Below are 18,527 nucleotides of genomic sequence, written 5' to 3'. Positions count from 1 at the left end.
AGACTCTTCACCCAAGATCATGGCGAAAGAGCTGGAGGGCAAGGTATGAACAAGCGTTGGTCGTTCTCCAACATCATGCTGGTGTTGGGCCTGCTCTTCATCTACGTGCCGATGCTCATCCTGGTCATCTACTCGTTCAACGGCTCCAAGCTGGTGACCGTGTGGGGTGGCTGGTCGGTGAAGTGGTATGTCGGCCTGCTGGACAACCAGCAGCTGGTCGGTTCGGTGTTCCGCTCGCTGGAGATCGCCTGCTACACCGCGATCTCCTCGGTGGCGCTGGGCACCCTGGCGGCCTTCGTGCTGACCCGCATCCCGCGTTTCCGTGGTCGCACGCTGTTCGGCGGCATGGTCACCGCGCCGCTGGTCATGCCCGAGGTGATCACCGGTCTGTCGCTGCTGCTGCTGTTCGTCGCCATGGCCCAGCTGATCGGCTGGCCGCAGGAGCGCGGCATCGTGACCATCTGGATCGCCCACACCAGCTTCTGCTCGTCCTACGTGGCGGTGGTGGTGTCGGCGCGCCTGCGCGAGCTGGACCTGTCCATCGAGGAAGCAGCCATGGACCTGGGCGCCAAGCCCTGGAAAGTGTTCATGCTGATCACCATCCCGATGATCGCGCCGTCGCTGGCGGCGGGCGGCATGATGTCCTTCGCGCTGTCGCTGGATGACCTGGTACTGGCCAGCTTCGTGTCCGGTCCTGGCTCCACCACCCTGCCGATGGAAGTGTTCTCCGCCGTGCGCCTGGGCGTGAAGCCGGAGATCAACGCCGTCGCCAGCCTGATCCTGCTGACCGTTTCGCTGTTCACCTTCTTCGCCTGGTACTTCACCCGCCAGGCCGAAGAGCGTCGCAAGCGTGCGATCCAGGAAGCCATGGAGTCCAACGCGACCGATTGGCAGAAGGGTTCGACAGCCACCGCCTGACGCCGTCTTGTCGGCCGGTAGTATCCGGCGATTGTCGAACCACGGGCCACCTTCGGGTGGCCCGTGTTTTTTGCTCACACGTTATTCCGAAGTGCTTGGAAATTCGGGCTTTATCGGAAAAAACCGTGGGTCGCAAAGGCTCGCTCCCGGCCGATTGCCAACTACGCTTGAAGTGTTCGGATGCGCTGTCCGGCCACCCCCCGAACCAGGGCCGGGCCGCGTAGCCGGCAAACTTCCAGTGACGCCTTATGGCACTCCGTGCGGGAGACGGCGCCCAATACAACACCCCGATCGTTATCCCTTGGGGAAATAACGCGCCAGGGAGCTTCGGCATCTCCCGCAGCACTCTCTACAACGCACCCATGAAAAACCCCGCAGGAGCGGGGTTTTTCATTTCCGGGTGGCCCTTGCCGAGGGCGCTTCAGCGACGGACGGGAATCAACCGCAGGATGCCCTTGGTGTTGGCTTTCACCTCGTTGTCGTCGTAGTGCTGCGGCAGGTACTGGCCTTCGATGTAGGCCTCGGCCTGGTCGTCGTAGTGCTTGTCGAACGGCACGCCGCTCTGGCCTACCGGGTTGATGCCCAGGCTGTGGGCCGGGTCGGCGAAGTCGATCAGGCGACGGGTGGACGGTCCGTAAATCACCTGCCAGGGCGCAGGTCCGACGCGGGCGGACAGGTTGTTCGGCACCTCGTGGCCGCCAGGAGCGGCGAATGGGCCGACGTTGAACAGGCGGTCCAGCGGCTTCTGCTGGCCCAGCGGGTGGCCGTGGGTGAGGGTGTGCGCCTTGCCCCACTGCCACTGCTGCGAATCCTGGCCGAGTTTGGCGCGCAGGTGCGCCAGGCTGTCCTTCCAGGCGGCCTTGACGATATCGGCGCGGGTCTCCTTCTGCGACGTCTTGCGGTTGTCCCACCAGGGCGAGTTCTCGTCGGCGGCCAGGCGCGGCAGGGCCACGTCGAGCACGCGGGTGGACAGCAGGTTGTCGAAGAAGGCGTCGCCCATCTCGTCGCGCATGGCGCCGTCGGCGACCTGGTAGAGCAATTGGTTGAACACTGTGGCAGTGATCGAATCCAGCGGGTGGTCACCCTGCCAGTTGGCCAGGTTCTCCACCAGCGCCTTCTCTTCGTCGGTTGCGGCGGCTTCGCGCAGGATCGGCAGCAGCGGCTTGAGGAAGCGCGGGCCATAGCTGGTGGCGGTGTCCAGTTGCAGCGCCTGGCTGTTCTGCAGGTCCCACTTCACGGAAGTGTCGGACAGGCGCTTGTTCAGCTGCTGGCCGCGATCAGGCAAGTTGTAGTAGCCCGGCACCGGGCGACCGTTGGCCGGCACCGGCTGGAAGTTGGCGGAGACGATATAGCCGCGCGCCGGGTTCTCTTCCTGCGGGTTCTCGCTGAAGGGGTAGAAGCCGCTTTTGTCGGCCTGGCCACTGGCGCCGTCGAGCAGGAAGTTCGGGTTGACCCCGTCCGGGCGCACCGGCAGCTGTGCCGAGGCCCACCAGCCGATGTCGCCACGAGCGTTGGCCCAGACCACGTTGAGGCCCGGCGACTGGATCTTCGAGGCTGCCGCGCGCGCCTTGGGCAGGGTGTCGGCGCGGTTCAGTTCGTAGAAGGCGTCAAGGATCGGGTTCTGGGTTTCCAGGAAGGCCCACCACATGGAGACCGGCGTCTTGCCTGCCGCAGTGCCCAGCGCATCGTTGACCAGCGGGCCGTGGGGCGAGCTGCGCAGGGTGATCTTCACCGGCGCCTCGCCCTTCACGGCGATGCTCTGCTCCTCGCTTTTCAGGTCCGTCCACTGGCCGTGGTACCAGACCTGGTTGGGGTTGTCCGGGTTGACCTTCTCGGCGACCAGATCGACGTCGTCGTTCTGGAACATGGTCAGGCTCCAGCCGAACTGCAGGTTGTGGCCGAGCGAGGCGAAGGGGTTGAGCGCCTGGTAGTGGCCGTACAGCTCGAAGCCCGGTGCGCTGGCCTGCATCTCGTACCACACTGCCGGCACGGCGAAGCGGATGTGGGGGTCGCCGGCCAGCAGCGGCTTGCCGCTCTTCGTGCGGCTGCCGGAGACGGCCCAGGCGTTGCTGCCCTCGAACTGCGGCAGGCCGGCTTTCTCCAGCGCGGCGTGGCTCAGGCGGGCGATGGCGCTCAGGTCCTGCCAGTCGGCGGCGGCCAGCGCCTTGGGCGTCATCACGCCTTCGGGATGCCAGTCGAGGTCGAAGACCTTCAGGTAGTCCGCGCCCAGTTCGTCGCGCACGTAGGTCAGCACCGGTTCGGTGCGGAAGGCGGCGGCGAAGCTGTAGGCCATGTAGCCGGCGACGCTGACGGTGTCTTCGGGGGTGAAGGCGCGCTTGGGAATGCCGAGGATGTCGAATTCCAACGGGCGCGGGTGGCTGTCCTGGAACTGGTTGACGCCATCGAGGTAGGCGACCAGCGCCTTCCAGGCCGGGGAGTTCTTGTCCTGCCTGGCCACGTATTCGGCGGCGTGGTCGCGGATGCGCAGGCTGCGGAACATGCGGTCGGTGTCCACCAGCTTGGGCCCGAGTACCTCGGCCAGCTCGCCACGGGACAGGCGACGGAGGATTTCCATCTGGAACAGGCGGTCCTGGGCGTGGACGTAACCGATTGCCCGGTACATGTCCTCTTCGCTGCCGGCCTTGATGTGCGGCACGCCGCGCTCGTCATAGCGAACCGTGACTTCGCTGGCCAGGCCCGCCAGGGGCAGTTGTCCGTCGCGTACCGGCTGCTTGCCGTGCAGGTACCAGCCGGCGCCCGCCGCGGCAGCGGCGACAACGACAGCGAGGACAGTCAAAGTGCGTTTCATGCAGCAACTCCTTGTTGTTATGCGGCGATTCTGCAGTGGATAGCGTTCGTCCCTCATTGACCAAACGTCTCGCTACTGGAATTCTCCGGTCAATCCCAGGAGTGACCATGGCCGCCCCCGAGCTGAACTTCCCCGCCACCCCGGCGCTGACCCAGTCCGCCACCCTGCGCCGCCAGTTGTACGAGGCGCTCTCGGTGCTGGGCTTCGACCCCACCGATATCTACCGCCAGGCCCTGCAGAAGGTCCGCCTGCCGCCGCCGGCGCAGAGTGGTCGCCTGGTGCACGACGACGCCCCATTGTTCTGGACGACCCTTGACGAAATTACCGGCGATGCCGATATCGGCCTGCACCTGGGGGAGGCGATGAAGCCGCGCCTGCTGGACGTGGTCGGCTACCTGCTGATGGCCAGCAGCGACCTGCGCGAGGCGCTGCACAGCTTCCTGCGCTTCCAGCACATCCTCTCCGGTGGCTTCGCGGCGCAGATGCGCGAGGAGGGCGAGCAGGTACGGCTGATCCTCGACCTCAACTACCTGGGCATCAGCAACCTGCGCCAGCAGATGGAGTGCCTGATGCTGCTGTTCCTCAAGCTGCTGGCGCTGATTACCGACGATGAGTTCCGCGTCCAGGCTATCGAGTTCCGCCATCCGCAGCCGCGCCGCTTGAGCGAGCACCGGCGGCTGTTCGGCCTGACGCCGAGCTTCGGCAAGGCCAATGACGCCTTGCTGTTCGATCGCGCGCAAATGGCCCGGCCGTCACGCACCGGCAACCCGGTGCTGCACCGGTTGCTTACCGAGCATGCACGGGAACAGCTGGGCACGCTGGACGAGAACGATCTGCTCAATCGCCTGCGCTACCTGATCGCCATGCGGTTGGGGGAGGAGGAGTGCACCCTGCAAAGCTGCGCCCGTGAGCTGGGCGTGCGGCCGGGGCTGCTGCAGCGCAACCTGGCGAGCCGGGCACAGACGTTCAGGGAAGTGCGGGAGGAGGTGCGCCGGCAGCGTGCCGCGCAATTGCTGGAGCAGGGCGAGGCAATTCGCGAGGTGGCGCGGGCCTGTGGATTTGCCGAGCTGTCGCCGTTCTATCGGGCTTTCAAGCGCTGGTATTCGGTGCCGCCCGAGCGCTATCGCCAGCGCCTGCAGGGCGGCACCGAAGGCTGAGGATTACTCGGCCAGCGGGATTTCGCGGCTGACTTCCAGCAGCGCCATGGCGTCGAGCTGGTCTTCGACCTGCAGGAAGCGCAGTGCGCGCTGCGGCGAGACTTCCTTGGCGATGCGCTTGAGGTACTTCTCCTTGAGCTCCTGGCGGTCGTCCTGCAGCTCCAGCACCTGCTTCTGCAGCTTCGCCGCGTCGTCGTTGCTCACCGAGCCGGTGTTGTAGCTGTTGGCGTAGTCGATGATGATCGCCAGGGTCTGCTTGCTCAGCTTGTCCGCCTCGGTGCGGTAGCTGTTGTAGATCGGCCAGAACTTCTCGGTTTCCTGCGGGGTGAGCTTCATGTTGGCTTCGACGATGCGCTTGCGCTTGTAGTCGATGTCGGCGATGCGGTTGTTGATGGCCTGCTTGTGCTGCTCCATCACCTGTTGGCTGTTGGGGGCATCCTCGGCGTGGGCGGCCAGGGGCAGCACCAGCCCGGTGGAGAGAACGGCGCAGAAGGCGAGGGCGGAAGGAAGACGCATGCGAAAAGCTCCTTGGTGGCGATCGGCCCTTCATGGGCCGGCGATCCAAGTGTAGTCACGGATTGGCCATCGGCTTCGTTGATGCGGCTCAGTGCTTTGCGCCATCCCAGGGGCAATAGCAGCCCACGGCCAGGGTGTGGGTCGCGTTGACCGGGCGGCCGCCCACCAGGGCGTCGAGGATCGGCTCTATGAAGCTGTTGCCCGAAGTGCAGACCGCTCCTTCGCTGTAGGGGCCGAAGTAGGCCAGCTTGCCCTGGGTATCCCAGATCGCCACGGCAGGGCTGGCGGGCAACTGCTCGGCACCGGGCAGCGAGTCCAGTGCGCGCATGGCGCTCAGCGTGTCGGGCAGGTGCCCGCGGCTGCCGGGCTTCTGCACGGCGAAGAACTCAACGCCCTGCGGGCTGAAACGCTGGATCAGCTCGGCGAGGTGCTGCTGGTTGCCGACGTTGCAGGGGCAGGCCGGGTCCCAGAAGTGCACCAGGCGGATCTTGCCGGGGCCGGCCAATTGTGCGGGCAGCATCAGGTGGTCGCCGGAAAACAGCTGTGGCTGGTGGCTGAACGGACGGATGAAGCGGTTCTCGTACCACCAGTAGGTGACGAGCAGAACGCCCAGGCAGAGTACGGCGATCAGCCAGGTGAGCAGCGATTTTCGGCGTGAGGACATGGCGGCGACCAGTGACAGAGTCGGTAAGATAGCCGACAAGCTTGCCACGGGGGCGAGCGCGGCAGAATATCCCGCTGCTGCACGCGCTCCCTTCGTCACCCGCCTGCCAGAAGCGAAACGCCCATGCCTGAAGCCTTCCAGCCCGATCTGCTGCGCACCCTGCTGCGACCTCTGACCGCAGAGGCGAACGAGGTCGGCATCGCGCTGTACCAGCATTTCTACGGCCTGGACCTGCACGCCCGGCACCCCGGCCTGCAGAGCCGGCTGGGCACTTTCGAGGCCGGCGGCTACCAGATTGCCGCGCAGTACTGGCGCCCCGTGCTGGCGCGGGGAACCGTCGTCCTGCTGCACGGCTACTACGACCATATGGGCCTGTACCGCCATGTGATCGACTGGGCGCTGGGCATGGGCTTCGCGGTGCTGGCCTGCGACCTGCCAGGCCACGGCCTGTCGGGTGGCGCCGCCGCCAGCATCGGCGACTTCGCCGAATACCAGGTGGTGCTGGGCGCGCTGTTGGGCCAGGCGCAGGCGTTGGACCTGCCGCAACCTTGGCATCTCTGCGGGCAGAGTACCGGTGGGGCAATCCTGCTGGACTACCTGCTCACCGGCGCACCGCGCCCGGAGCTGGGCCGTACCATCCTGCTGGCGCCGCTGGTACGGCCACGGGCCTGGGGCTGGTCGAAGTTCAGCTACCAGATGCTGCGGCCGTTCGTGGATTCGATTCCGCGACGTTTCAGCGAGAACTCCAACGACGCCGAATTCCTTTCCTTCCTGCGCGACCGCGATCCGCTGCAGCCGAAGATCCTGCCCACGGCCTGGGTCGGCGCGCTGGCGCGCTGGATTCCGCGCATCGAGGCGGCCGGCCACGGAGCGCAGAGCCTGCTGGTGGTGCAGGGCGATGCCGACGAGACGGTGGACTGGCGCTACAACCTGAAGGTGCTGGAGGACAAGTTCGAGAAGATCGAGTGCCTGCTGCTCACCGGAGCGCGGCACCATCTGGCGAACGAGAGCGAGACGTTGCGCCGGCGTTACTTCGACTTTCTCAGTGAGCGGATGGCCTAGCGGGGATGATGCGGGGAAGGGCGCCGCTGTAGTCGAGGGTGTGTCCCTACACTCCTTGCGCCATGCTCCTCAGGCGCCACCCTCTGTACAGCGGGTGCCATTCTAGGAGGAGCGTTCCTCGGAGTGGTCCTCAAGCGTGGTCGGTATTTTCCGATCACTACTCGCCCGATGGTGCGGCCAAGCCAGCCTTGAGGGCAGCCAGGGCGGCGCGGTAGTAAGTGCGGCCGGCTGGCGACTCGCTGAAGTCGGCGAACTGGCCCAGTTCGGCATCGCTCAGGCCGCGATAGACGTACAGCAGGGTGTTGTCGAGATCGGCACCGATCTGGCTCATCAGCTTCTGCCGCTGGCCTTCGAGCATGCCTTGGGCGCTGCCGCCACCGAGCAGGCCGGGGAGCATCTGGCTGAGGCTGTCGGCGGCCACGCTGGCCAGCGCGAGGCTGACTTCGGCGCCGGCTTCGCGGGCCGGCAGGATCTGGCTCAGGCGGTGGACGATCTGCTTGCGCGCATCGCTGGCCTGCTGGCGCGGCAGGCCATTGGCGTACTTCTGCAACTGGTCGCTGCGGGTGGCCAGGGTCTCGGCGCCGGCGACCTTGCGGCCCAGCGGCGATTCGAAGAAGTTCACCGCTGCGGCGCTGTCCGGCAGGTTCTGGCGCAGGCCATTGAGCGCGCGCTGGTCGATGTCGGCAGGGGCAAAGCGCTGGTTGCTGTTGTCCACCAGCGTCTGGTACAGCGCCGGTGGCAGGTTGCCCTGGTAGCGCTTCTGCGCGGCGTGCAGGGCGTCATTGAAGTGCGCTCGCTGTTCCGGCCAGCCGGCGGCCTGGTACAGGCGCTGGTAGTTGTCGGCCAGGGCAGGCATGCCCAGTACAAGAAGGGTGAGGGCCAGCAGTACGCGCATTGCAACTCCTTTTGGGCGGCAGGGTTCGCTCGCCGGGGGCTATTGTCGGCAAGGCTTGCCCCGCTTGTCGAGACACTGGCGCCGGACGTTACAATACGCCATGTATTTCGACGTCCCTTCTCCACTCGTGCTAGGCCCCCTCCTGCAAAGCATCGTTGACGACCTCGCCGAGAAGGGCTGGTCGCAGCAGGACGCCTTCCTTCCCGACGCCCTGGTCGCGCAGCTGGCGGCGGAATGCCGTGCCCGCGATGCGGCCGGCAAGCTGGCCTCCGCCGCCATCGGTCGGGCTGAAGGGCAGGCCGTGCGCGAAGGCATTCGCGGCGACCGTATCCAGTGGCTCGAGCCCGGCCAGTCCGAGGCCTGCGACCTCTACCTGAGGGCGCTGGACGAGCTGCGTCAGCAGATCAATCGCTCGTTGTACCTGGGCCTGGAAGACTTCGAGGGGCACTTCGCGCTCTATCCACCCGGGGCGTTCTACCAGAGGCACCTGGACCGCTTCCGCGACGATGACCGCCGCGCTCTTTCCGCCGTGTTCTACCTCAACCACGACTGGCCGGTGACGCAGGGCGGTGAACTGCGGATGTACTTCGCCGACGAGCGGACACTGGACCTGCCGCCGCTGGCCGGTCGGCTGGTGGTGTTCCTCTCCGGCGAGTTTCCCCACGAGGTGCTGCCGGCCACCCATGAGCGCCTGTCGCTCACCGGCTGGTTCCGCCGTCGCGGCGACGCCCCGCTCTGAACTCCGAAGGCGTCAGTGGCCCCAGATCTTCAGGGTGCCGCTGATGTCCTGAATGTCGCGTACCTCGATGCTCCCAAGCTTGCCGCCACCCACATAGAGGTCGCCGGCCACGCGCAGGCGGATGGTCTGCGACGGCAGGCCGCTGGCATTGAGCTGCTGGTTGATGGTGGTCAGGTCAGGCAGGGTCAGCGCCAGTTGCTGCTGGCCGCCAGCGCCCTGAACCACGTCCACCTGCAGGGTCGGCTGCTCGATACCGAAGATCGGCAGGCTCAGGCCCAGCTGCGCGGGCCCGTAGGGCAGGCTGCCGCCACGTCCGTCGGGGCAATCGCCGGCACTCACGCATCCGTTGTCGATGAACACGTTGCGCAGCGAGACGCTGCCGCCGTCGTCTTTCCACGCCACGCTGTCCATGCGCGCGAGCACGTCGGCGCGGATGCTGATGCCATCCTGGCCGGTCACGGCGCCCAGGTGCTCGTTGTCCAGCGCCTGGAGTTCGGCGAAGGCCAGCGGCAGGTAGGACAGCGCGGCGAAGGTGGCGGTGCAAAGCAAGAGACGAGGCATGACGGAGGCTCCGTGGCGATTGGCCGATGCGCGAGTCTGGGTGGCGGCCTGCCCGGCAGCCAGTGCCGGACGGCTGTTCCCGTCGAAGGTTGTGCTTGGGCGGGCGCCGACGACCGGCGCGCCGCTCAAGGACCCGACTTTCGGCGGGCCGGAAACCTGTTGCGACAGACGCGCCGATGAAAGTTGCGTTACCCGGCGTGACCGGTAAACGGCGAGCGGCTAGTCTGTCCCCTTCCAAAAGGGAGTGATTCGCCTATGCAGAAGGTTCTCGTCAGCCGCTGCCTGCTTGGCCATCGCGTCCGCTACGACGGCGGTGCGCACGGACCGTTCGACCTGCTGTCGCGCTGGCTGGACCAGGGGCGGGTGGTCGCACTGTGCCCGGAAGTCGCCGGCGGCCTGCCGACGCCCCGAGCCCCGGCAGAGATCCCTGGAGGCCAGGGCATGGCGGTGCTGGAACGCGCCCGCCCGGTGATGACGGTGGAGGGCGAGGACGTCAGCGACGCCTTCCTGCTCGGCGCCGAGGAAGCCATGGCGCTGGTGCGTCGCCACGACATCCGCCTGGCGGTTCTCAAGGCGCGCAGCCCCTCCTGCGGCAACCGCGAGAACTACGACGGCAGCTTCAGCGGCCAGAAGGTCGCTGGTGAAGGCGTCACTGCCGCCGCCCTCAAGCGCATGGGCGTGCTGGTGTTCAGCGAGGAAGAGCTGGATGCCGCTGCCGTCTGTCTGGCCGGGCTGGAAGCCGGAGGCTAGAGCGGCTGCCGACACTCGAAGACGCACTATTTTCCTTGAGCCCAGCGCCCTGGCGCCTATGCTTGTGCGTTCCATGCGCAAGGGCGCGGGCCGGCCTGAGCGGGTCCTTCGCCTTTGCGATTGTCATGCAGAAGGAGAAGAACATGAGAACCATGCTGCCTTGCCTCGGCCTTGCCGCGCTGCTCGCCGGTACTTCCGCCATCGCTGCGGAAATCCCGCGCACCCCGGCCCCGGAAGGCGCCAAGGTGTACTTCATCGAGCCGGCCGACGGGGCTACGGTGGACAAGACCTTCACCGTCAAATTCGGCCTCAAGGGCATGGGTGTCGCGCCGGCGGGCGTGGATTCGCCGGCTACCGGCCACCACCACCTGCTGATCGATCTCAAGGAGCAGCCGGCGATGAACATGCCGCTGCCGATGACCGACCAGATCAAGCACTTCGGCAAGGGCCAGACCGAGACCCAGGTGACCCTGCCGCCGGGCAAGCACACCCTGCAGTTGCTGGTGGGCGACAAGAACCACGTGCCGTTCGACCCGCCGGTGGAGTCGCAGCAGATCACCGTCAACGTGAAGTGACCTTTCCCCAGGCATGAAAAAAGGAGGCCGAGGCCTCCTTTTTTCTTGTCACCGAGCAGCGCTTAGAACAGAACGCGGCTGCGGATGGTGCCGTTCACGTGCTGCAGCTTCTCCAGCGCCAGGTCCGAGTACTCGGCGTCGACGTCGATTACCACGTAGCCGACCTTGTCGTTGGTCTGCAGGTACTGGCCGGAGATGTTGATGCCGTTGTCGGCGAACACCTTGTTGATCTCGCTCATCACACCCGGAATGTTCTCGTGGATGTGCAGCAGGCGGTGCTTGCCCGGGTGCGACGGCAGGGCCACTTCCGGGAAGTTGACGGAAGAAACCGAGGTGCCGTTGTCGCTGTACTTGACCAGCTTCTCGGCCACTTCCAGGCCGATGTTGGCCTGGGCTTCGGCGGTGGAGCCGCCGATATGCGGGGTCAGGATCACGCGATCCAGGCCGCGCAGCGGGCTCTCGAACTCGTCGTCGTTGGACTTGGGCTCGACCGGGAATACGTCGATGGCGGCGCCGATCAGGTGCTCGTCCTTGATCGCGGCGGCCAGGTGGTCCAGTTCGACCACGGTGCCACGGGCGGCGTTGATCAGGATGCCGCCTTTCTTGATGGCGCGGATCTCCTTCTCGCCGATCATCCACTGGGTGGACGGCAGTTCCGGCACGTGCAGCGAGACGATGTCGGACATGCCGAGCAGCTCGTGCAGGTTACCGACCTGCTGGGCGTTACCCAGCGGCAGCTTGGTCACGGTGTCGTAGAAGAACACCTGCATGCCCAGTGCTTCGGCCAGGACCGAGAGCTGGGTGCCGATCGAGCCGTAGCCGACGATGCCCAGCTTCTTGCCGCGGATCTCGAAGGAGTTGGCAGCGGACTTGATCCAGCCGCCGCGGTGGCAGGAGGCGTTCTTCTCCGGAATGCCGCGCAGCAGCAGGATGGCCTCGGCCAGCACCAGTTCGGCGACCGAACGGGTATTGGAGTAGGGCGCGTTGAACACGGCGATGCCGCGCTCGCGGGCCGCGTTCAGGTTGACCTGGTTGGTGCCGATGCAGAAGCAGCCGACGGCGATCAGCTTCTTGGCAGCGTCGAAGACTTCTTCGGTCAGCTGGGTGCGGGAGCGGATACCGATGAAGTGTGCATCGGCAATCTTTTCCTTCAGCTCGTCACCGGACAGTGCGGTCTTGAGGTACTCGATGTTGGAGTAGCCGGCCGCCTTGAGGGTGTCGACGGCGTTCTGGTGCACGCCTTCAAGGAGAAGGAATTTGATCTTGCTCTTGTCGAGAGAAGTCTTGCTCATCTGCTTTGAACCTGTAGTCCCGGGATGTGGCGAGAAATTGAACAGCTCAGGCCGGACCGGCCGGTGCCAAGCTTGGCGCCAGGTGGCGATCTGCGTGGGGTGCGTATGCTAGCATGTTCTCCCTTTTCCTTGCCCGGTTGCGACCTGAGCTGTTCTCAGGACGACCATGAACCATTTGAGAGTTCCTCCAATGACCCGCGACGCCCTGATCGAATCGCTCAAGCCCCTGCTGGATGCCGGGAAGCTGCTGACAGACGCCGATTCCCTCGAGACCTATGGCAAGGACTGGACCAAGCATTTCGCCCCGGCGCCCCTGGCGATCGCCTTCCCCAAGAGCACCGAGCAGGTCCAGGCCATCGTCCGCTGGGCCAATGAGCACAAAGTCGCGCTGGTTCCCTCGGGTGGCCGTACCGGTCTCTCCGCCGCCGCTGTCGCCGCCAATGGCGAAGTGGTCGTGGCCTTCGACTACATGAACAAGGTGCTGGAATTCAACGAATTCGACCGCACCGTGGTCTGCCAGCCGGGCGTGATCACCAAGCAGCTGCAGACCTTCGCCGAAGAGCACGGCCTGTATTACCCGGTGGACTTCGCGTCGTCGGGTTCCAGCCAGATTGGCGGCAACATCGGCACCAATGCCGGCGGTATCAAGGTCATTCGCTACGGTATGACCCGCAACTGGGTGGCCGGCATGAAGGTCGTCACCGGCAAGGGCGACCTGCTCGAACTGAACAAGGACCTGATCAAGAACGCCACCGGCTATGACCTGCGCCAGCTGTTCATCGGCGCCGAAGGCACCCTGGGCTTCGTGGTCGAGGCCACCATGCGCCTGGAGCGCCAGCCGAAGAACCTCACCGCGATGGTCCTCGGCACCCCGGACTTCGACTCGATCATGCCGGTGCTGCACGCCTTCCAGAACAAGCTGGACCTGACCGCCTTCGAGTTCTTCTCCGACAAGGCCCTGGCCAAGATCATGGCCCGTGGCGACGTGCCGCCGGCCTTCGAGACCGACTGCCCGTTCTATGCCCTGCTGGAATTCGAGGCGAGCACCGAGGAAGTGGCCAACGAGGCGCTGGCCACTTTCGAACATTGTGTAGAGCAGGGCTGGGTCCTCGACGGCGTGATGAGCCAGAGCGAACAGCAGCTGCAGAACCTTTGGAAGCTGCGCGAGTACATCTCCGAGACCATCTCCCACTGGACGCCCTACAAGAACGACATCTCCGTCACCGTCGGCAAGGTCCCGGCCTTCCTCAAGGACATCGACGATATCGTCGCGGCCAACTACCCCGACTTCGAAGTCGTCTGGTTCGGCCACATCGGCGACGGCAACCTGCACCTGAATATCCTCAAGCCCGAGAACCTGACCAAGGACGAGTTCTTCGCCAAGTGCGCGACCGTCAACAAGTGGGTCTTCGAGACCGTGCAGAAATACAACGGCTCCATCTCGGCCGAGCACGGCGTGGGCATGACCAAGCGCGATTACCTGGGTTACTCTCGCTCCGAGGCTGAAATCGGCTACATGAAGGCGGTCAAGGCGGTGTTCGACCCGAACGGGATCATGAACCCCGGCAAGATCTTCGCCGAATAAGCTGCTGTATCCAGAAGGGCCGGTTCTTTGGATAGAGGGGCCGGCCCTTCGCACGTCAGCGTCACGGGAAGTGGCGCGTGCGCCGGCAGGATGCGGGCAACCGCGCGGGATCACGAGCCCCGCGCGGATCATCTCTTCCATGCGTTGTCAGGAGTCGGTCATGAGTTACCAGCATCAGTACGTCGATGGCACCCCGATCCATTTCACCCTGGGCAAGGTGGTCTGCGTCGGCCGCAACTACGCGGAGCACGCCAAGGAGCTGAACAACCCGGTACCGACCGAGCCGCTGCTGTTCATCAAGCCCGGTTCCTGCACCGTGTCGCAGGCCGGTGGTTTCGCCATCCCGGAAGATCGTGGTTCGGTGCACTACGAGGCGGAAATCGCCGTGCTGATCGGCAAGCCGCTGTCGCGCAAGCCGAGCGCCGAGGAAGTGCTGGACGCCATTTCCGGCTACGCCCCGGCGCTGGACCTGACCCTGCGTGACGTGCAGGCCAAGCTGAAGGAAAAGGGCCTGCCCTGGGAGCTGGCCAAGTCCTTCGACGGCGCCTTCGTGCTGGCGCCCTTCGTCAGCGCCGACCATTTCCCGGACCCGACCGACATCGGCATCCGCCTGGTGATCGACGGCGAAGTCCGCCAGGACGGCAACAGCCGCGACATGCTCAACCCCATCGTGCCGCTGATCCAGCACATCTGCGGGCACTTCTCGCTGCAGCCGGGCGACGTGGTCTCCACCGGCACCCCGGTCGGCGTCGGCCCGCTCACGAGCGGCAGTGAGGTGGTGCTGGAACTTCCCGGCGCCAGCCGATTCGAAAGCCGCGTGCTTTAACCCCGTTGTCCCGCCGAAGGCCGCCGTTTGTGCGGCCTTCGCTTGTTGCGGGGCACCTTGCCGTGCTGACCAACAAGAGTCGTCATGACCATGTCCATCCTTCGTCCCCGCTGGCTGCTGCTGGCCCTGCTGTTCATCCTCGTGGTGCTCGGCTACCTGACCTCCCGCTTCCACTGGGATGACCGCGCGCGCCTCTGGCTGCGCGAACAGGACACCAGCGCCCAGGCGCGCTCGGAAAGCGTCTGGCTGCCCGGATACCGTGCAGTGATCCAGGCCAAGCCGCTCAAGGGTGGCCTCGAGGGGCAGGAAACCTCCGACCTGGCCTATAACCCGGTGACCCGCACCCTGTTCACCGTTACCGGCAAGAAGCCGCTGCTGGCCGAGCTGTCGCTTACCGGTGATGTGCTGCGGGTGATCCCGCTGCTGGGCATGTCGAACCCCGAGGGCGTGGCGGTACTGGAGAACGGCAACATCGCCGTGACCGACGAACGCCAGAATTCCCTGACCATCTTCCATGTCGACCCGCAGACCCGCGAACTGAGCACCGCGAAGCTGTCCAGCTTTGACCTCGGTCCGCGCGGCAAGAAGAACAAGGGCATCGAGGGCATCGCCTGGGACCCCCGCCAGCATCGACTGGTGCTGGGCCAGGAGCGTGATCCGCTGGCGCTGTTCAGCCTCGCCAGCGACGGTGGGGCCAGCCTGAGCGGTGCGCTGCAGCCCCTGCCCAGCGACCTGCTGATGACCAACGTGTCGGCGCTGAGCATCGACCCGCGCACCGGCCACACCCTGGTGCTGTCGGCGGAGTCGCACCTGCTGCTGGAACTGGACGAGAAGGGCGAGCCGATCAGCTTCATCAGTCTGCTCGGCGGCCTCAACGGCCTGGATGACCGCATCCCGCGCGCCGAGGGCGTGGCCATCGACGAGCAGGGCACCATTTACATGGTGAGCGAGCCGGACCTGTTCTACGTTTTCAAGCGCGAGGCGACCGTCAAAACAGATTGATCCAGAGCGGGGGAGTGCGGGTCGGATGGCTTTAAGGTTGGGTTAAGTCCGGATTCAGGCTGGTTTCAGCCACCGGTTCTAAGCTGAACCCATCGAAAACGCCCCAGGAGGCTCATCCATGAAACTTCGTCATCTCCCCCTGATCGCTGCCGTTGGCCTGTTCTCCACCATGACCCTGGCCGCCGGCTACACAGGCCCGGGCAGCGACGCCAAGCCCGCTGCCGCCGCCGCACAGATCACCACGGTCAAGCAGGCACAGTCCGCCGCCGACGACACCCCGGTGGTGCTGGAAGGCGTGATCACCAAGCGCATCGGCGGTGAGCACTACGAGTTCAAGGACGCCACCGGCAGCATCCAGGTCGAGATCGACCACGACGACTGGCCCGCCGGTGCCTCGGTCTCCGAGAACACCAAGGTGCGCCTGACCGGCGAGGTTGACCACCACAAGCAGAAGGCCACCGATATCGACGTGGACCGCGTCGAAATCCTTCAGTAATCCAACGCCAAAAAAAGCCGCGCCGGGGGCCCCGGTGCGGCTTTCTTGTTTTCAGAGCTCCGCAGGAGCGGCGTCAACCGATGCTTTCGAAGCCCTGCAGCACGTTGATCGCGTTGATGCCGATCTCTTCCACCGCGTAACCGCCCTCCATCACGAACAGGGTCGGCAGGCCCAGCTTGCCGATGGCTTCGCCCATGCGCAGGTAGTCCGGGCTGTCCAGCTTGAACTGGGAGATCGGATCTTCCTTGTAGGTGTCCACGCCCAGCGACACGATCAGTACGTCTGGCTTGTACGCCGAGATCTGCCGGATCGCCGCCTGCAGCGCCAGGCTCCACACCGACCAGTCGCTGCCCGAGGCCAGCGGGTAGTTGAAGTTGAAGCCTTCGCCCACGCCCTGGCCCTTTTCGTCGGCGTAGCCGAGGAAGTAGGGGTACTCGAAGCGTGGGTCGCCGTGGATCGAGGTGAAGAGCACGTCAGCGCGGTCGTAGAAGATGTCCTGGGTGCCGTTGCCGTGGTGGTAGTCGACGTCGAGGATGGCCACGCGGTTGGCGCCCTGATCGAGGATCGACTGGGCGGCGATGGCCGCGTTGTTGAAGAAGCAGTAGCCGCCCATGAAGTCCGCCGAGGCGTGGTGACCCGGCGGCCGGCACAGCGAGAACACCGAGCGCGCGCCCTTGGCCAGTTCGGCCTGGCCGGTCATCGCCACGTTCACCGAGCTGAGCACCGCCTGCCAGGTGCCGGCGGTGATCGGCGCGCCGGCGTCCAGGCTGTAGTAACCCAGCCGGCCGTCGATGCTGTCCGGTTCTTTCTGCCGCAGGCGGCGGGTAGGCCAGCAGATCGGCAGCATGTCGTGGGTCCGGCCGGTGGCCAGCCAGTCACGCCAAGCGTGCTGCAAGAACCGCACGAAGCCTTCGCTGTGCACCCTCAGGATGGGTTCCAGGCCGAAGTCCCGCGGGGCCTGGATGTCGCCCAGTTTCACCGCCTTGGCCCGATCCAGCACCATGTCGGCGCGGCTGGGCTTTTCGAAGCAGGGGGTGAACTGGCCGCCGATCAGCTCGTGCTGACCGTGGTGCAAGCGATGGTCGTCGGTATAGATCGTCAACATCACGCGCTCCTGAGGGCGCCTCCGGGCGCCCGTTGGGTTCTAGTAGCTCTGCCGTCAGGCGTTTTCCTCGAAGTTCACGCTCGGTGCCTTGCGGCGGAAGCCGCCGGTGTGCACCGCCAGGTAAGCGAAGCCGACTGCGAACCAGCTCAGGCCGACGACCAGCGTCAGCTGCGAGAGGCTGGTCCACAGCCACAGGGTCAGGCACAGGCCGATGAACGGGATCGCCCCGTACAGCAGGACGTTCTTCGCACCGCGGCGGCGCTCGACGCCCAAGTAGGTGCGGATCACCGCCAGATTGACCACGGAGAAGGCCACCAGCGCGCCGAAGCTGATCATCGAGGCGAGGGTGGTCAGGTCCAGCACGACCGCCAGCAGGGACACGGCGGAGACCACCAGGATCGCCACGACCGGGGTCTGGAAGCGCGCGTGCAGGACACCGAACAGGCTGCGCGGCAGGATGCCGTCACGGCCCATGGTGAAGATGATGCGCGACACCGAAGCCTGGGATGCCAGCGCCGAGCCGATGCAGCCGGCGATGTAGGCGGAGGTGAAGAAGTTGCCGAGGAACTGGCCGCCGGCCTTGAGCATCACTTCGTTGGCCGCTGAGTCGGCGTTCTGGAACACGCTGCCGGGGAACACCAGCTGGCTGATGATCGCCAGCAGGGTGAACATCAGGCCGGCGATGACGGTGGTGATGATGATCGCGCGGGGGATGTCGCGGCGCGCGTCGCGGGTTTCCTCGGCCATGGTCGAGACCGCGTCGAAGCCCAGGAACGACAGGCACAGCACGGCGGCGCCGGCCATCAGCGGGGCGAAGCCGGGCTGGGTGCCGTCACCGACGAAGGGCAAGGAGAAGTCGATCGCGGCGCCGCCGGCCAGGCTCTTGATCGACATGACCACGAACACCACGATGAACACCAGCTGCGCGCCGACGATGACGTTGCTCATGCCGGCGACCTGGCTGATGCCGACCACGTTGAGCACGGTGACCAGGGCGATGGAGGCGACCACGAACATCCAGGCCGGGATTTCCGGGAAGGCGATGTTCATGAACAGGCCGATGAGCAGGTAGTTGATCATCGGCAGGAACAGGTAGTCGAGCAGCAGCGACCAGCCGGACAGGAAGCCGACCACCGGGCCGAAGCTCAGGCTGGTGTAGGAGTACGCGGAGCCGGAAATCGGGTACTTGCGCACCATGAAGCTGTAGGACGCTGCGGTGAACAGCATCGCCAGCAGGGTGATCAGGTAGGCGGTGGCGGTGCGGCCGCCGGTCATTTCGGTGACCACGCCGTAGGTGGTGAACATGGTCAGCGGGACCATGTAGACCAGGCCGAAGAAGACCAGGGCGGGCAGGCCGAGGACGCGTTTCAGGCGGGCGTCGGCGTTGGCCGGGGTGCCCTGTTGGGTGCTCTGTGGAGTGCGTGTGGTGCTGGCGCTGTGTTGGCTGGCCATGGGGATTCCTCGCGATTTTTATGTGGTCTTGCGGGCGGGCGGCGTTCGGTGGCCGTCCTGATGTCGTCGACTACGGCTCAGCCGCAGCGCTGACGACGCGCGAGGAATGAGGGTGTTTGCTGC

At 65.6% G+C, this 18,527-nt stretch carries 18 protein-coding genes; 10 read left to right on the top strand and 8 right to left on the bottom strand.

All coding sequences use genetic code 11. The features are described from left to right. The first annotated feature begins 45 nt into the window (after positions 1-45). Positions 46-918, top strand: coding sequence for an ABC transporter permease subunit (locus tag IB275_RS29155; RefSeq protein WP_081515243.1), 873 nt, complete (start codon positions 46-48; stop codon positions 916-918). Between the two features lie 421 nt (positions 919-1,339). On the opposite strand, the gene IB275_RS29150 is transcribed toward IB275_RS29155, so the two are convergent. Continuing rightward, positions 1,340-3,727: a penicillin acylase family protein gene (locus tag IB275_RS29150; RefSeq protein ID WP_192293466.1), complete on the bottom strand. Its 2,388-nt coding sequence runs from the start codon at positions 3,725-3,727 to the stop codon at positions 1,340-1,342. A 107-nt stretch (positions 3,728-3,834) separates the two neighbouring features. Between IB275_RS29150 and IB275_RS29145 the strand changes: the two genes are divergently transcribed. Then, positions 3,835-4,884: an AraC family transcriptional regulator gene (locus tag IB275_RS29145; RefSeq protein WP_192293464.1), complete on the top strand. Its 1,050-nt coding sequence runs from the start codon at positions 3,835-3,837 to the stop codon at positions 4,882-4,884. A gap of 3 nt (positions 4,885-4,887) precedes the next feature. Here the strand turns inward: IB275_RS29145 and IB275_RS29140 are convergent, their stop codons facing one another. Next, a complete protein-coding gene (locus IB275_RS29140) occupies positions 4,888-5,400 on the bottom strand; it encodes a transcriptional regulator (RefSeq protein ID WP_081515246.1) in 513 nt (170 codons plus the stop codon). 88 nt (positions 5,401-5,488) lie between these two features. After that, positions 5,489-6,064 carry a DUF6436 domain-containing protein gene (locus IB275_RS29135; protein WP_192293462.1) on the bottom strand — a complete coding sequence of 192 codons (576 nt, stop codon included), beginning with the start codon at positions 6,062-6,064 and terminating at the stop codon, positions 5,489-5,491. Positions 6,065-6,187: 123 nt separating this feature from the next. On the opposite strand from IB275_RS29135, the gene bipL reads away from it, so the two are divergent. Further along, positions 6,188-7,126, top strand: a complete 939-nt coding sequence (gene bipL / locus IB275_RS29130; RefSeq protein ID WP_081515248.1) for a phospholipase BipL — start codon at positions 6,188-6,190, stop codon at positions 7,124-7,126. A 157-nt stretch (positions 7,127-7,283) separates the two neighbouring features. On the opposite strand, the gene IB275_RS29125 is transcribed toward bipL, so the two are convergent. Beyond that, on the bottom strand, positions 7,284-8,021 hold the full coding sequence (locus IB275_RS29125) for a hypothetical protein (protein ID WP_081515249.1): 738 nt from the start codon (positions 8,019-8,021) through the stop codon (positions 7,284-7,286). A gap of 100 nt (positions 8,022-8,121) precedes the next feature. On the opposite strand from IB275_RS29125, the gene IB275_RS29120 reads away from it, so the two are divergent. Next, positions 8,122-8,760 carry a 2OG-Fe(II) oxygenase gene (locus IB275_RS29120; RefSeq protein ID WP_192293460.1) on the top strand — a complete coding sequence of 213 codons (639 nt, stop codon included), beginning with the start codon at positions 8,122-8,124 and terminating at the stop codon, positions 8,758-8,760. A gap of 12 nt (positions 8,761-8,772) precedes the next feature. Here the strand turns inward: IB275_RS29120 and IB275_RS29115 are convergent, their stop codons facing one another. Further along, complete coding sequence (locus IB275_RS29115; protein WP_192293458.1) at positions 8,773-9,321, bottom strand: DUF6160 family protein; 549 nt, start codon at positions 9,319-9,321, stop codon at positions 8,773-8,775. A 255-nt stretch (positions 9,322-9,576) separates the two neighbouring features. Between IB275_RS29115 and IB275_RS29110 the strand changes: the two genes are divergently transcribed. Then, complete coding sequence (locus tag IB275_RS29110) at positions 9,577-10,071, top strand: 2-thiouracil desulfurase family protein (protein WP_045215561.1); 495 nt, start codon at positions 9,577-9,579, stop codon at positions 10,069-10,071. A gap of 143 nt (positions 10,072-10,214) precedes the next feature. Then, positions 10,215-10,646 carry a DUF4399 domain-containing protein gene (locus IB275_RS29105; protein WP_151188682.1) on the top strand — a complete coding sequence of 144 codons (432 nt, stop codon included), beginning with the start codon at positions 10,215-10,217 and terminating at the stop codon, positions 10,644-10,646. Positions 10,647-10,708: 62 nt separating this feature from the next. Here IB275_RS29105 and serA read toward each other — a convergent pair whose 3' ends face one another. Continuing rightward, positions 10,709-11,938 (bottom strand): phosphoglycerate dehydrogenase, encoded by a 1,230-nt coding sequence (gene serA, locus IB275_RS29100; protein WP_081515253.1) that lies wholly within the window; start codon positions 11,936-11,938, stop codon positions 10,709-10,711. Positions 11,939-12,128: 190 nt separating this feature from the next. Between serA and IB275_RS29095 the strand changes: the two genes are divergently transcribed. From IB275_RS29095 to IB275_RS29080, 4 genes are all read left to right on the top strand, one after another. Further along, positions 12,129-13,523 (top strand): D-2-hydroxyglutarate dehydrogenase, encoded by a 1,395-nt coding sequence (locus tag IB275_RS29095; protein ID WP_138213750.1) that lies wholly within the window; start codon positions 12,129-12,131, stop codon positions 13,521-13,523. A gap of 160 nt (positions 13,524-13,683) precedes the next feature. Continuing rightward, the gene (locus tag IB275_RS29090) at positions 13,684-14,349 is read left to right on the top strand and encodes a fumarylacetoacetate hydrolase family protein (RefSeq protein ID WP_192293456.1); all 666 of its coding nucleotides are present in this window, start codon (positions 13,684-13,686) and stop codon (positions 14,347-14,349) included. An 84-nt stretch (positions 14,350-14,433) separates the two neighbouring features. After that, complete coding sequence (locus tag IB275_RS29085) at positions 14,434-15,351, top strand: SdiA-regulated domain-containing protein (RefSeq protein WP_192293454.1); 918 nt, start codon at positions 14,434-14,436, stop codon at positions 15,349-15,351. A 118-nt stretch (positions 15,352-15,469) separates the two neighbouring features. Further along, on the top strand, positions 15,470-15,847 hold the full coding sequence (locus tag IB275_RS29080; protein WP_192293452.1) for a NirD/YgiW/YdeI family stress tolerance protein: 378 nt from the start codon (positions 15,470-15,472) through the stop codon (positions 15,845-15,847). Positions 15,848-15,920: 73 nt separating this feature from the next. Here the strand turns inward: IB275_RS29080 and IB275_RS29075 are convergent, their stop codons facing one another. Both IB275_RS29075 and IB275_RS29070 read right to left on the bottom strand, forming a co-directional pair. Beyond that, entirely contained in the window at positions 15,921-16,952 is a 1,032-nt protein-coding gene (locus tag IB275_RS29075) for a histone deacetylase family protein (protein ID WP_017520827.1), read from the bottom strand. Positions 16,953-17,006: 54 nt separating this feature from the next. Continuing rightward, entirely contained in the window at positions 17,007-18,404 is a 1,398-nt protein-coding gene (locus tag IB275_RS29070; RefSeq protein ID WP_081515259.1) for an APC family permease, read from the bottom strand. Between the last annotated feature and the right edge of the window lie 123 nt (positions 18,405-18,527).

Origin of the sequence: Pseudomonas sp. PDM21, from assembly GCF_014852505.2 — a bacterium.
Classification (GTDB): Bacteria; Pseudomonadota; Gammaproteobacteria; order Pseudomonadales; family Pseudomonadaceae; genus Pseudomonas.
The sequence above is the reverse complement of the archived record's forward strand: the minus strand, read 5'-3'. Positions and strand labels throughout refer to the sequence as shown.

What these genes read in the sequence shown, in the direction of transcription:
- IB275_RS29155 (WP_081515243.1), top strand. Translation starts at nt 46, where the DNA reads ATGAACAAGCGTTGGTCGTTCTCCAACATCATGCTGGTGTTGGGCCTG.
- IB275_RS29150 (WP_192293466.1), bottom strand. Translation starts at nt 3,727, where the DNA reads ATGAAACGCACTTTGACTGTCCTCGCTGTCGTTGTCGCCGCTGCCGCG.
- IB275_RS29145 (WP_192293464.1), top strand. Translation starts at nt 3,835, where the DNA reads ATGGCCGCCCCCGAGCTGAACTTCCCCGCCACCCCGGCGCTGACCCAG.
- IB275_RS29140 (WP_081515246.1), bottom strand. Translation starts at nt 5,400, where the DNA reads ATGCGTCTTCCTTCCGCCCTCGCCTTCTGCGCCGTTCTCTCCACCGGG.
- IB275_RS29135 (WP_192293462.1), bottom strand. Translation starts at nt 6,064, where the DNA reads ATGTCCTCACGCCGAAAATCGCTGCTCACCTGGCTGATCGCCGTACTC.
- bipL (WP_081515248.1), top strand. Translation starts at nt 6,188, where the DNA reads ATGCCTGAAGCCTTCCAGCCCGATCTGCTGCGCACCCTGCTGCGACCT.
- IB275_RS29125 (WP_081515249.1), bottom strand. Translation starts at nt 8,021, where the DNA reads ATGCGCGTACTGCTGGCCCTCACCCTTCTTGTACTGGGCATGCCTGCC.
- IB275_RS29120 (WP_192293460.1), top strand. Translation starts at nt 8,122, where the DNA reads ATGTATTTCGACGTCCCTTCTCCACTCGTGCTAGGCCCCCTCCTGCAA.
- IB275_RS29115 (WP_192293458.1), bottom strand. Translation starts at nt 9,321, where the DNA reads ATGCCTCGTCTCTTGCTTTGCACCGCCACCTTCGCCGCGCTGTCCTAC.
- IB275_RS29110 (WP_045215561.1), top strand. Translation starts at nt 9,577, where the DNA reads ATGCAGAAGGTTCTCGTCAGCCGCTGCCTGCTTGGCCATCGCGTCCGC.
- IB275_RS29105 (WP_151188682.1), top strand. Translation starts at nt 10,215, where the DNA reads ATGAGAACCATGCTGCCTTGCCTCGGCCTTGCCGCGCTGCTCGCCGGT.
- serA (WP_081515253.1), bottom strand. Translation starts at nt 11,938, where the DNA reads ATGAGCAAGACTTCTCTCGACAAGAGCAAGATCAAATTCCTTCTCCTT.
- IB275_RS29095 (WP_138213750.1), top strand. Translation starts at nt 12,129, where the DNA reads ATGACCCGCGACGCCCTGATCGAATCGCTCAAGCCCCTGCTGGATGCC.
- IB275_RS29090 (WP_192293456.1), top strand. Translation starts at nt 13,684, where the DNA reads ATGAGTTACCAGCATCAGTACGTCGATGGCACCCCGATCCATTTCACC.
- IB275_RS29085 (WP_192293454.1), top strand. Translation starts at nt 14,434, where the DNA reads ATGACCATGTCCATCCTTCGTCCCCGCTGGCTGCTGCTGGCCCTGCTG.
- IB275_RS29080 (WP_192293452.1), top strand. Translation starts at nt 15,470, where the DNA reads ATGAAACTTCGTCATCTCCCCCTGATCGCTGCCGTTGGCCTGTTCTCC.
- IB275_RS29075 (WP_017520827.1), bottom strand. Translation starts at nt 16,952, where the DNA reads ATGTTGACGATCTATACCGACGACCATCGCTTGCACCACGGTCAGCAC.
- IB275_RS29070 (WP_081515259.1), bottom strand. Translation starts at nt 18,404, where the DNA reads ATGGCCAGCCAACACAGCGCCAGCACCACACGCACTCCACAGAGCACC.